Source organism: Dendronalium sp. ChiSLP03b, assembly GCF_034531165.2.
Lineage (GTDB): Bacteria > Cyanobacteriota > Cyanobacteriia > Cyanobacteriales > Nostocaceae > Dendronalium > Dendronalium minutum.
The window spans coordinates 13,554-26,655 of record NZ_JAVRBR020000075.1; the positions used below are offsets into that span (position 1 = coordinate 13,554).

The following is a 13,102-nucleotide window of genomic DNA, read 5'->3' on the forward strand; positions in this document are numbered from 1 at the left end:
GGCATATTATCTGCTATTCTTGCGGTTATGAGTTGATGCACACCTTGGATATTGCTCCTGCGATGTCTGCGATGGGCTACGCCTACGCTCGAATTTATGCTTCAATTATGCAACGCCAGATTTATTATGAGTCAAGCGTACTACGAACATCTTGATTAGCGATCGCTTGTCACGACCAGCATTTTATATTGATTGGGGTGCTTCTCAACTAAGAACCCATAAAATTGAACTAGGTCTATCACAAGAATGTGAGCTATTCTGCTATGAAAAGCCTGGCTAAATGGTCTGTAGACGACTATCACCGCATGGTTGAGGTAGGCATTCTGCGCGATCGTCATGTGGAACTGCTAGCAGGTGAAATTGTTGAGATGAGTCCAGAAACCCCAATTCACTACACAACAGCAAAACGAGGTGCAAAATATTTAGAAGAATTGCTAGCAGGTAAAGCTGATATTCGCTTCAATGGGCCTATTACACTATCTGACTCTGAACCCGAACCTGATATTGCGATTGTTCGACTTCCGGAGTCATCTTACAACGATCGCCATCCTGCTCCTAGAGATATATTCTGGATTGTAGAAGTTGCCAAGACAAGCTTAAACAAGGACTTGGAAATCAAGGCTGTGATTTACGCGACAGCCGAGATTCAAGAATATTGGGTTTTAAATTTGTCTGCTAAAGAGATGATTGTGTTCAGAAACCCTCAAAATGGTAAGTATGTTGAAGAATATACTATTCAACAAGGAACGATTACACCATTAGCATTTGCAGATGTTTCAGTGTCTATTCAGAGACTTTTGCCATAGCTTGGCGTTGCTGAATGGAGAGATGAATAGATTTATATAGGTACAGTTCTTCCGAATTTTCGTAGATTCCCAGTATGGACATTGCACAGTAGATGACCTCTATTTATCCCTCTATATATGCAATGCCGTTTTTCGTTATCTGAGAATTTTAGCTGTAACTTACGGTGTTTTGATAGCCTTTTCGGTTGACTTCTGAATCTTGACTCCTGCCCAAACAGTAAGTGGCTGTCCGACTTTCTTATACAGCAAGCTCTCTAAAATCACACCATTATTGTTGGCGGTAAGAGTTTTATTCGGCTGACGCAGAGATTCATAGAAACCGTTGTACCAGCCATCTTTTGATTTGAGGTTAGTTTGGACGAAATCAAATAATTGACGGGTATAAGGAGTGTTGTAAAGTACATGCCAACCGATCGCAGCTTTCGTACTGAGGAACCGTAAATCGTTGTGTTTTTCTCTGGTATCTGTGATGGTTGCCCAAGGTTCTCCGTTGACAAACAAGCTGCTGTAAACAAAGTAAGGAGGGCGATCTAAGTTGTCTTCTGTGACGGCGGTTAATTGTTTTGTAGCCTCATAACGCGCTGCTTGAGCAGCTAAAATCCGATCGGCATAAGCTTTAGGCAAAGCCTGAAATCCAGTTTCAATGCCATCTAAAATATAGGGTTCGCTAAGAACATAGTTATTAGCTTCAGATTTTTTATAGTCGCGTCGATCGTAAGGAATTCCCTGTCCGTAAAGATTAACAAAGGCGGTATGGGACTGATAATCTAAGGCTTTCTTAACATCCAAGCCCCAAAGCTTTAAACCGTAAGCTGCATAATTCTCATAGCCCAAGCGACCTTCTTGATTGTACTGTTCTTTACCTTTGATGACGCTAGTACCGTACATTTGTCCATTTTTGGTCAGACGCTTGACTTGCCAATGTTTCCAAACGTCTTCTGTTTGCGATCGCATCTGTGGATACTTTGCGCCAACAATCTTCAGCCAGATTGCCATCCGTCCCAAATCAAGAGCTGACCAACCAATTTCTTCCCGTTTATCTAGTTGACCATAATTAACGGGTATGAGGGTTTTTGCATTGTATACCTTGTTAGGTAGTTCCCCTTTGTATAAGGGCATAGATGCCAGTGTTTTCAACATTTTGCTCATTTTGGCTTCAAATTCAGCCACAGGCACAATATTGAGTTCTCTAGCACTGACTAAGGCGGCGATCGCTGCTGCCTGATCCCACATAGTTACGGGGGCAAAGCCATCAACGGAATTTACCAAGCCTGTTTCATCGTTCCAGTTGCGCTGGAAATACAACCAAGCCTGACGGGCAGTTTTCATTTCCTCTGGTGTTAACGCTCCTGCACCCGGAGCAACATAAGGAGTTATGGCTATTGTTAATTGGTTGGGAGCAATAGATTCACCTGGCAAAACTACAGATTTAGCGTCAAGGCTGGCAATTGTTTCAGCTTCTTGAGCAGTAAAGGGAGTGTTTTGTGCGGGTTCTCCTGGTTGTGGTAACTGCCGGGAAGCAGTTTCGGATGTCGATATCTCCGGATTTTTTAGAGAAGTATGAGAAAGTTGCTTAGACCAAAGATTTAAAATTGCGATCGCTATTACAGCAGTTACCACTCCTCCTACAGAAGCCAATATGGACAAGCTTTTAGGTGGGGGTTGAAAATCAGAACTCATGTGGGTTCAAGCCTCATCTTGTAAGTTACTGTTGCTTGGAAAGTCTCACCAAACTTCATTCTTCCCAACTTTGAAATCTGACTAACATTAGAATTTATGCAACAATATTCTTTATTGAGACTGAGTGCTAAGGGTGTAAGGGTTTTGACCACGTATACACTGTAACCCCTATACCCCTTCACCGCTAGCCTATTCCCTGCTCGAAGGGTTTGGTCATCAGTTATTAATTAACACTTACAGTAAGATTTTTTTAGTTGGAAGTTCCTAAACTTGTGATTTTTCACTACAGGCAATTATTGAAATTTTTTCAACTTGCTTCGGAGCTTTTATTTCGGTAAATAGCTGAATTGCATGATTGAAATTAACTTGGCTTTTATCAGGCTTTGCCATCTTTTGATAAGTCAAACCAAATTGAAAATAAGCTTCAGCTAGGTCGCATTTAGCACCTATTTTATCCAAAAGCTCGATTGCTTCTAGATGATTTGTAAGGGCTGATTCAAAATCAGCTTGTTGTCGATTAATTTCTGCTAAGCTATTAAGTGTTTTTGCTTTTACCTGCATGTAGTGACTTTCTTCTGCAAATGTCAAAGCTTGACATAACATTTCATTAGCTTTTTCAAAATTCCTTAAATTGACGTAGGTTTGGCCCAAAATCTGCATAAAATAAGCAAATCTTCCGGTTACCACAAGATTTTCCTTGGTGATGTTGTGATAAGCCATATCTGCTAATGCATAGGCGGCATCACATAAACCTAAATACGAATTTACCAAGGCTAAACACACAGAGGCTTTTTCTACCCAACGATGATGGTCGGTATTTTGAGCTAAGTAAATTACCTGTTGGAATAACTTGGCTGATGTCTCTAGTTCCCATAAATCTATTTTGTAAATACCAATGCTTAAGAGGGAATCTACCTCTAACATTCGGAGGTAGTAGACTGTATGTTTATTTTCTGGTTGTGGGACAAGGGATTTCAGGGCTTGAGTTGCTAAACTAATTGTTTTTTCTTGACAGTTAATTGCTGAATTAATTTTGCCAGTAATCCAGTATAAATCACCTAATATATTGTATAACTCAATGATTTTTTTGTCATCTTGAATATTGCTAGCAACTTGATTAATGGCAGTAAGTATAGGTTGAATTAACCCCATACGATAGAGAGTACTACCAAGAGGTAAAAACTGTTGCCATTGATTATTTCTGCTTTTAAGAATGACCTTGCCTGCTAACTCAAATTCATTAATTCCTATGTAGTGATAATATGCTTCTAGAGCCTGCAAAGCATCTTTAAATGTTTCGATTTTTTGCATCCCATCTGTCCAGAATTCTGCGGCTTTGTGGTTGGCGATTTCCCACTCATCGCTGCTGCGTAAATGAGCGATCGCTTCTGCGCGAATCACCGGATGCAGCCAGTATTCGCCTTTATGGCATTCCACTAAAGACCGATTTCTTAAGGAAGTAATGATTTGGCGATGTTGGCAAGGTGAGACATCCCAAAGTAAACAAAACATTCCTTGGGATGGGATGGTCGGTATATCTTGGTAACGATAACATCCCAAACGGCAAAGCAAGCGATAAGCTTGGGGATCGAGAGTTTGTAAACGATTAATTTGACTAACTACTAAATTTTTTAAGTCAGTTGCTGCTAGAGGATCGGCATGATTTTCTTGCCAATAAACAGCCATATCACTGTCAAAATCTTCTTGAATCGAACCGCAGAGAATGCCCATTGCTTTAGCATTTCCACCATAGGTGCGATGCATGATTTGCAAAGTTGGCAAGTCCATGGCTAGCCCGTGATTGCTAAAAAACTGTTGCCATGCAGTTCGATCCAAACCAGGAAGCCGATAGCGATCTACATTCAGCCCAGATTCGCAAAAGCGATCGCGACTCGTAATCAGCGTTACAGATTGCACCCTAGCATCAGCCAAAACTCGCAATAATTCTACATAGTTGCGGTGAGGAGCAATCAATCTACCTTGGCGATCTAATGCTGGTTCCAGATTGTCAATTAACACCCCAATGCGCCGACTGTGGAGTTGGCGCTTGAGTCGTCCCAACGTTACCCCAAATTCTACCCCAGGTTCTTCATGAAAGTCTTGTTTGAGCCACTCTTCTACTACACGTTCCACAGGGGTGATATTCTGCGTTTCCTTCGCCATTAGCAATTCTAAAACCAACTCAAATTCCTGCATTTGCAGGTATTGCTGCGCTAGAGTAGTTTTGCCTAAGCCTCCTTCGCCTTGGATGACAATGACTTTAGCGCCCCGATCTACCAAAGTGTTGAGGTAAGCGATCGCTTCTTTTCGTCCGATAAAATTGGTATTTTCTGGTTTTGGGGTGGAGTTGTGAGGCGATCGCGAATAATCGAGCAAATTAGAGATTACACTGGTTTTCCTGAGACATCGTTCTAAAGTCTCTCGACAATTACTTTTGGTAATTTTCTGCCGCAGTACTTGAGAAAGCAACTTCCATAACTGGGAACCAGCATCCTTAGCGTGTCCTTCTGTGCAACCGTAAGAATGAGCAATATCCAAGTATTTTCTACCCAACCAAACTTGCTGAAGAATAACTTTTTGCAAATCGCTCAACCGTTCCCCGGTCTGAGCAGGAATTATGGTATCTAACCATGCTAATGCTGCTTCAGCATCCATTTTGTAATGACGAGGGTAGTCTACACTTTAGTCTACAGTTCCACTACCGCTATTTTCGGAAAATTTTCTGTCAATCTGACTTTTTACACATAAATTCTCGATCGTTATCTCAAAGAGCGATCGCCACAACTGTGAATCAACCTGTTTAATAGCTATATTGCCAAAAATATCACAGTATATTTACAGAAATTCACATTATTTCCTCACTTTTTCTCACCGACAGAGTGATTGGTTTTAGAGTATCAATTGAATCAGCCAATACCAAGAAATAAATTATCCAAATATTCGGAGGGTGCATTAATTTGTGAACGCACCATCTTTATCTCATCGGTAGAACCATACTTTCTGCGAAGACACACTACATATTGGTGTCGCAATAGTATCAATATTCCAGATAGGAATTATCACGTTGCTGATGGGAGCTATTTCGATAACTCTGGCTTTATAACGGCAACAGAATGGCTGGGAGGCAATAAAAACAGGAGAGACAATTCAAAAAATTAAACATCTGTGGCGCGAAACCTGGAATGTCTGAAATCCCTCAGATAGCAATCCTATCTAATTTGTGAAAATTAAAATAGCAAGATTTCCGATTTTTATATAAAGTCGGGAATCTTATTTATTATGAATAATTTAGGATTGCTATAATACCAATTCACCATCACATTATTCCGGGAAAAAGCAACGGATGGAACAAGAAAATTCTAATAAAAGTGGCGATGTCATTTCATCATCGCCTAACAAAGTAGCAACTAAAACCAATTGTGCTTTTTCTCGCCGATAAACTTCGACTTGTTTAGTCAAGCGATCGACAATCCAATACTCACGTACCCCTTGAACTGAATAAAGTTTCAGTTTTGCTTCCTTATCTCGAAGTTCGTTTTGTTTACCAGGGGATAATACCTCTACCACCAACTCTGGTGCGCTTGTCAAATGTCCTGCTTCATCTTCAATTTGAGCTAGTCGTTCTCGACTTACCCAAACTACATCCGGTATGACGCTATCTGCTTCCGAAAAAAGTACCCCTGGAGTCACAATTGTTTCCCCTAATCCACTCACCTCTGACCAAGTATCGAGTTGTCGAGCAATCTTAACACAAACTTGTTGATGGCGGCGGTGAGGAGTGCGAGTTACAGAGAGTTCTCCATTAATAATTTCGTAGCGCGTCCACTTATTTTCGGGTAAAACTTCTAAATCGTGAATTGTCCAGCGAGCTCCTTCAATAGCTTGGTTCGTAATTGTCTCTGTTTGGCTGGCTGCTTTTCTTTGTTTGATTTTATTTACTTGGCAAGTATTTAAGTTGATGGCTTTGCAATCTTGTGTAATATGATTTGCAACTGCTGGCTGCTGATAACGATGTAAAACAGTTTGTATATTTTTTTTAGAAACTTGTTCGCCAACGACCAAAGAAAGCGATCGCCACAACTGGGAACCAACCTGTTTAATATAGTCGTGTTCATAATTTAATTCATTGGCAATTGCTACATAAGTGCGTCCTACCCAACTTTCCCGAAAGACTACAGATTGAACGTCATTGAGTTTTTGCCCAAACTGAGTAGAGCATAAAAGAGTTTCAACTAGGTTCACAGCCTCTTGTGTCATCATTGTCAGCTAGACCAACTTCTTGCTTAAACTTGCTGAGATTTCACTGGTTCATGAGTGAATTATGCAAACTTTACATTTTTTTACAGTAATAACTCACTTTTTCTCACCGACAGGGCGATCGCCTTGAGGTTATTAATGAGAATTGTTCAGTCAAATAAATACTTTTTTCAAACTAATAAATAGGAGATAAATTATGAAATTTGGTATTGATATCGGACACAATTGCTCTCATGATACAGGTGCAATAGGCATTAAAAAAGAAGATGATTTGACTAAAGCAGTTGGTACATTGTTGATCCAAAAACTTAAAGCTGCTGGCAACACTGTTATTGATTGTACTCCCACAAATGCTAACAGTGATAATCATTCTCTGTGGCAACGAGTTAATATAGCAAATGCTAATAATGTAAATCTTTTTGTCTCAATTCACTTTAACAAATTCAACTCGAAAGCTGATGGTACAGAAGTTTATGGTATTAGTAACGCCTCAAAAGGTATAGCTAAATCAGTCCTCAAAGAGATTGTTGCACTTGGGTATAGAGATAGAGGTGTCAAAGATACAGCTTTTTTCGTTCTAAGACATACCCAAATGCCGGCTATTTTAATAGAATGCTGCTTCTGCGATTCCAAAACAGATATGGATCGCTTTGATGCCGAAAAAATGGCAGAAGCTATCAAAGTTGGCTTAATTGGTGAATCAAAGCAAGATTCACTGAAATCTGATAAAGATTATATTTTGGAAATTACAGTACCAACTATTTTAAAACCATCTACAGACCAAGCATCAACTCTACTTCAAGAAACGCTAGTTGATATTGTTCCTGGAAATTACCCAGTGTTAGACGCTCGTTTTGAAGAACAGCATTACTGGGTGAAATGGTCTGATAAAACTAAAGGAAACCGTGACGAACATTTTGTTTTTGCTGGACATTGCAAAGTTCGTGAAAAAGATGATGCAACAGTCGTAACAGGAACTAAGTAAAAGTAATATCTGAACAATTAAGACTGAATATACTTGACAAACTTTGTAGAGGCATGTCTATTCACGTCTCTACACAACACTTTTTAAATGAACTTGATGAAATGATTTTTGACAAGATAAAATTATGCTATTAATAGATGATTTAACCAATAAATATTTTAATACAGATTTAGGGGCAATCTTGACACAACTTGGCTTTGATGATGCCAAGATTACTGAGATCAAAATGATGTTAGCCTGCCTCATGGCGGCGATACTCCTGACCATGAAGGACATGAAACTGGCATGATGTGTGATGTTTTCTTACCTAAAAAAAATGGGAATTTCGGTGGTATTTTTTGGTTCAGTTCTGAATACGATCGAGATGCGACACGAGCGATTCTTAAATCTATTCGCAAGCAAAAGCTAGTACGAACAGTTTTCTTCAACGATCCGCAGCTAATTACAGAAGGGCTTTGTAAGTTGGCTAGCGGTCACGATCATCACATTCACTTTGAAATTAACCCACCAGTTAGAGCCTAAATTAAAGTCAATAGTTGACTGTCAACCTTAACAGTCAACTATTCGGGAATGTCGTTTAAAAACAAAAACAGATAATAAATTTAGAAGCGATCGCTCTTTAGTGATATTAATCTAAAAGCGATCGCCTCAATTACAACTTCTGTCCTGCATAAATTGATCGCACTTCTCCGTTGCGGCGAACTACAGCTTCACCGTTACTGACATCTACTAATGTCCAACCACTTGAGCCAATGCCCTCACCGATTTTGATGCGGCGAGTCACGCCATCGACTTGAAATAAAGCAACAGATTTGTTGCCCAACTCTAGTAACCCCTCTAAAGTATGGCTAGGAATAGCCGCGGCAGTGGACAAATATCCCTGTTGCTGACTAGCTGTTGATGACACTAAGGCAGTTTCTGGAGTGGATGCTGTGGCCGCCAATTTTGGTGGTGCTGCACCGAATGGGACAACTGGTAATGCAGGTAGAGGGCTGGATGGTTGCCGCACGTCGATTGGTGCAGTTCGCACAGCTAAAGGTTTCAGTTGGGAACGTACAGCAGCAGCCATCATGTTGACATTTACGGGCTTGGCTGCTTGTCTTACCTGATTCAGAGCAGTTTTGACAATATTAGGTTGAGATGTCTTGGAATTAGCTGCTACTGGTGGTATGACTCTGGGGTTGCCAAGAATGGGTGGGGGCGCGTAGCGCATTGGCGACGGCGCTTGATAAACAGGTATGTAAATGCGCTCGACGACGTTTGAGGAACGGTTAGAACTGAGTGAGAGTGGTGTATTGTTCGCAGCCAGAGGAGGTGGTAGCTTACCAACAGGCTGGGTGCTAGCAAAAGCAATGGCGCTTGGGTTAGAGACTACCCGATTCGGAAGTCCTGTCCGGCTAGATAGTTGATTATTTGTCGTATCTTGCTTATCTATAACTGTTAAAGCTCCCAGCATGTAGTCAACCAAATCGGCTTCAACATCTGCTTTTGTAGATAACTGCGACTGTGGTGTATAAATGGGCTGGGTCAATCTGGAAGTGAGAAGCAGTAGTACTCCAGAGTGTATGAAGTAGATTGTACCTGCGAGCGCTACACCTATGGTTGTTCCCAAAATTAGCAGTTTGCCTAAAGCACGTTTGGTTTGCTGATACCTTTGGCTAACTGATAGCACAGTGGGAGTGCCAACCACCACCGTACTCATTTGTTTGTTTCTGAGTTGAGTGACGGCTTGTCCAGTCCGGTTCAGTGCATTTGGCAAAACAATCTGCGGTACATTAACTGTTTGCAGTTGCTCGTATTCTGGAGGTATTGGTGTAGAAGGATTAGCCGACTTGTAAAACCTCTCGCGTGAGTTAGTTTCTTCTTTAGAACGACGTGATACACGACTGCCATACTTTAAAGTTTGGGAAGGCAGATTTCCACTAAAATCCAAAATTTCATCAATATCGGAAAATAGTTCATCCATCAAGCCATCAGCATAGATTTCTATCGACCAAGGCTCGTTAGCGAGCAAGTCCTCTGATGGTTCTGGAATAATGAGATCGGTGCTGAATGCTTGTAACATAGGCATTGTGGGTTATGGCTGCTAGTACGGGGCACGCCGCCCCTACTGCCTGAGAATCAGGATTTTTAAAGAAATATCCAATCGCTCGTTCAATCTAGACGAGCTGATGGTTCGGTAATATTAAGTTCAAGTTGAATCCGGAGACTGCTGATGATGCCAGTACTTAATCTATGTCATCTATCATACTAGTTTCCCTCTTTTCTACTATACTCACCCTTCATGAAGTTTAAGTTAAGTTAACGCTGTAAACACTGACTGGGTCTTGGTTCTACGCAATTCTAAATATATTAGCAGGGCATTAATATCGGCCGGATTCACTCCACCAATACGTGCAGCTTGACCGATAGTGAGCGGTTTTACCTTGTTGAGCTTTTCCCGCGCTTCTTTAGAAAGGGTATCAATTGTTGTGTAATCCAAATCAGCAGGTAACTGGCGGTGTGCCTGACGTGCAATTTGTTCAATCTGATTTTGCTGTCTAGCAAGATAGCCAGAATACTTAATGTCAATTTCTACGCCTTCTTTTTCAGCTTGCTTGAGTTCGGGGTTGCTCAGTCCGTAACTTTCAAGATCAACGTAGTGAAATCCCGGACGACGTAGTAAGTCAGCTAGGGTAATGGAACCTTTGATTGCTTGCCCAAAAGCAGTTGCGATCGCAATCCCTATTTCTTCATGTTCTTTAACTCTTGTGGCGTATAGTCGTTCTTTTTCAGTAGCAATCTGTGCCTGTTTGCTAATAAACATCTCCCAGCGGCGGTCATCAATCAAACCAATTTCTCGTCCTAGGGGTGTCAGCCGTTGGTCGGCATTATCAGAACGCAGTAGCAACCGATATTCTGACCTGCTGGTGAGCATCCGGTAAGGTTCTCGCAAGTCTTTTGTACATAGGTCATCAACCAGCGTTCCAATATAACTTTGCTCGCGGGGAAAAATAATCATTTCCTGACCGCGCACAAACCGAGCTGCGTTAATTCCTGCCACAATTCCTTGCGCTGCGGCTTCTTCATAACCTGTTGTGCCGTTAATTTGTCCCGCACAAAACAACCCAGCAATCTTTTTGGTCATCAGTGTCGGGTAACATTGGGTTGCTGGTAAATAGTCATATTCCACAGCATATGCCGGACGCAGCATGAAGCAGTTTTCCAAGCCAGGGAGACTACGTAACATTTGCAGTTGCAAATTTTCTGGCAACCCTGTGGAAAACCCTTGGATATATAGTTCTGGTATATCCCGTCCTTCTGGTTCGATAAAGATTTGATGACTTTCTTTATCAGCAAAGCGCACAATCTTATCTTCAATACTGGGACAATAACGCGGCCCTTTTGCTTCTACCCAACCACCATAAACAGGCGACAGGTGTAAATTTTCCTGAATTAGGCGATGGGTTTCGGCAGTGGTGCGGGTAATGTAGCAGGGCATTTGTTCCCTTTCCACCCACACCTCTGGGTCGAAGCTAAACCAGCGTACTTCTTCATCTCCCGGCTGAATTGCCATTTTACTGTAGTCAACCGATCGCTTATCTACCCGCGCCGGAGTCCCAGTCTTTAATCGTCCAGTTTCAAATCCTAGGCGATTGAGAGTTTGTGTCAATCCCTCAGCGGCAAATTCCCCAGCACGTCCTGCTGGCATGGATTTATTCCCAACCCAGATTTTGCCTCCCAAGAATGTGCCGGTTGTCAAGATTACCGCTTGGCATTGGAATGCCACACCAAAGTAAGTTTCAACGCCAATCACTTCATCGTTAGCACCCAGCACCAAATCTGTGACCATGCCTTCGCGAATGGTCAAATTTTCTTGGTTCTCAACAATATTCTTCATCACTGCTGCGTATTCGCGCTTGTCTGTTTGGGCACGTAATGCCCAAACCGCAGGCCCCCGTGAAGAGTTGAGGATACGCTTTTGCAGGTAGGTACGGTCTGCCATTTTGCCAATTTCCCCACCGAGTGCATCGACTTCATGGGTCAATTGGGATTTAGCAGGGCCACCCACAGCTGGGTTACAAGGTTGCCAAGCGATTTTATCTAAGTTGAGTGTCAGTAGCAGAGTACGACAGCCGAGGCGGGCAGCGGCGAGTGCTGCTTCGCAACCGGAGTGACCTGCACCGACGACAATCACATCAAAAGCGTCTTGGAATTCAACGGAATTGTGCATGGTCATACTTACAGCATTAACAAACTTAGAGTCAATGATAATTCTAACCGATCCAGTGCTTTCATGGAGGTGTTTTTCTGATAAACAAGCTATCAAAATAACTAGTATAAGAAGGCAAGAGGCAGAAGGCAGAGAGCAGAAGTTAAAAGCTTATTTTCTCAGCTATTTTTCTATTTTAAATAGGATTTTTGCCTTGCTATTTTATATATAAAATTACAATTATCTAGCAATCCTAAATTATCCGTGAAAAAATCTACTACCTATTTTCTATTACCTATTGATTTAAAATATATTTTTATACAAACGAAACGAATTAGGAGAAAGATAAAATTTATCACTATTGTTATTTTTATGATTTTTGCAGTAGTTGCTAGTAATGGGATAAATCACGATAAATTAGTTACGAATGCTCAACTATCAAATAAGTGCTTAACTGCAAATTCATCATCATGTACTGATAAATATCCCATATTACGTACACCTAACCCTAATCTCAAACTCAGCAACCAAGAGCGATTTCTGTCTGCGATCGCTAATAAGTTACCAAGCATTCCTCACCCTGGTACTTTTGAATACATTTTGCTACATTCATATGGCGCTGTATTTGTAAATCAAGAAGTAGCGATTAAATTACCACCAAAAGTAATATTTGCTGACGAGCAAGAAACTCAAGATTTTCAAAGTACCCTGACTATGGAGAAAGTTGATGGTACTAAAGACTGTTATTTACAAAAATCAGCAGCAGAAGCTTTAGATAATGCGCGAGCATCACACAATATTTCTCTCAAATCAGGTTATGGTGAGGGTGATTGCACTCGCAGTTTTGCCACCAACTTAAGATTTTGGCATAAATATGCTAATAACAAAACTTTAGAAAAAGTAAGACAGGGCAAAGAAACAACAATTCTTGGTGTAGTTGCGCCACCTGGAACGTCACAACATCTCTGGGGATTAGCAATTGATTTACGCATATCCAATCAAAAGCAGAGAGAAGTCCTGTATCAAAACGGTTGGTTTCAGACTGTAGAAAATGATGTCCCCCACTGGACGTATATAGGTTTACCTGAAGAAGATTTACCCCTATTTGGTTTTAAAAACAAAGTTGTTAGGGGAATTAGCTATTGGTTGACACCACTTTAAGTGTTAGATGTAATACAAAGT

General features: G+C 41.2%; 10 protein-coding genes. 5 read left to right on the forward strand and 5 right to left on the reverse strand.

The window, feature by feature from the left end; all coding sequences use genetic code 11:
- Window positions 1–263 precede the first annotated feature (263 nt).
- Entirely contained in the window at window positions 264–806 is a 543-nt protein-coding gene (locus tag RMY31_RS18940) for a Uma2 family endonuclease (RefSeq protein ID WP_322658068.1), read from the forward strand.
- Between the two features lie 159 nt (window positions 807–965).
- Here the strand turns inward: RMY31_RS18940 and RMY31_RS18945 are convergent, their stop codons facing one another.
- The 3 genes from RMY31_RS18945 to RMY31_RS18955 all read right to left on the reverse strand — a co-directional run bounded on the left by RMY31_RS18945 (window position 966) and on the right by RMY31_RS18955 (window position 6,380).
- Window positions 966–2,486 (reverse strand): DUF3131 domain-containing protein, encoded by a 1,521-nt coding sequence (locus RMY31_RS18945; protein ID WP_322658069.1) that lies wholly within the window; start codon window positions 2,484–2,486, stop codon window positions 966–968.
- Window positions 2,487–2,750: 264 nt separating this feature from the next.
- Window positions 2,751–5,141, reverse strand: a complete 2,391-nt coding sequence (locus tag RMY31_RS18950; RefSeq protein WP_322658070.1) for a tetratricopeptide repeat protein — start codon at window positions 5,139–5,141, stop codon at window positions 2,751–2,753.
- 666 nt (window positions 5,142–5,807) lie between these two features.
- On the reverse strand, window positions 5,808–6,380 hold the full coding sequence (locus RMY31_RS18955) for a Uma2 family endonuclease (RefSeq protein ID WP_322658096.1): 573 nt from the start codon (window positions 6,378–6,380) through the stop codon (window positions 5,808–5,810).
- Window positions 6,381–6,939: 559 nt separating this feature from the next.
- Between RMY31_RS18955 and RMY31_RS18960 the strand changes: the two genes are divergently transcribed.
- From RMY31_RS18960 to RMY31_RS18970, 3 genes are all read left to right on the forward strand, one after another.
- Window positions 6,940–7,728 (forward strand): N-acetylmuramoyl-L-alanine amidase, encoded by a 789-nt coding sequence (locus tag RMY31_RS18960; protein WP_322658072.1) that lies wholly within the window; start codon window positions 6,940–6,942, stop codon window positions 7,726–7,728.
- Between the two features lie 124 nt (window positions 7,729–7,852).
- Complete coding sequence (locus RMY31_RS18965) at window positions 7,853–8,017, forward strand: hypothetical protein (RefSeq protein ID WP_322658074.1); 165 nt, start codon at window positions 7,853–7,855, stop codon at window positions 8,015–8,017.
- Window positions 8,014–8,250, forward strand: a complete 237-nt coding sequence (locus tag RMY31_RS18970; RefSeq protein ID WP_322658075.1) for a hypothetical protein — start codon at window positions 8,014–8,016, stop codon at window positions 8,248–8,250. The genes RMY31_RS18965 and RMY31_RS18970 overlap by 4 nt, the downstream gene beginning before the upstream one ends.
- 130 nt (window positions 8,251–8,380) lie before the next feature.
- On the opposite strand, the gene RMY31_RS18975 is transcribed toward RMY31_RS18970, so the two are convergent.
- Both RMY31_RS18975 and mnmG read right to left on the reverse strand, forming a co-directional pair.
- Complete coding sequence (locus RMY31_RS18975) at window positions 8,381–9,793, reverse strand: hypothetical protein (RefSeq protein ID WP_322658097.1); 1,413 nt, start codon at window positions 9,791–9,793, stop codon at window positions 8,381–8,383.
- A 231-nt stretch (window positions 9,794–10,024) separates the two neighbouring features.
- The gene (gene mnmG / locus RMY31_RS18980) at window positions 10,025–11,947 is read right to left on the reverse strand and encodes a tRNA uridine-5-carboxymethylaminomethyl(34) synthesis enzyme MnmG (protein ID WP_322658076.1); all 1,923 of its coding nucleotides are present in this window, start codon (window positions 11,945–11,947) and stop codon (window positions 10,025–10,027) included.
- Between the two features lie 345 nt (window positions 11,948–12,292).
- Between mnmG and RMY31_RS18985 the strand changes: the two genes are divergently transcribed.
- Window positions 12,293–13,081, forward strand: coding sequence for a D-alanyl-D-alanine carboxypeptidase family protein (locus RMY31_RS18985; protein ID WP_322658077.1), 789 nt, complete (start codon window positions 12,293–12,295; stop codon window positions 13,079–13,081).
- Window positions 13,082–13,102 lie beyond the last annotated feature (21 nt).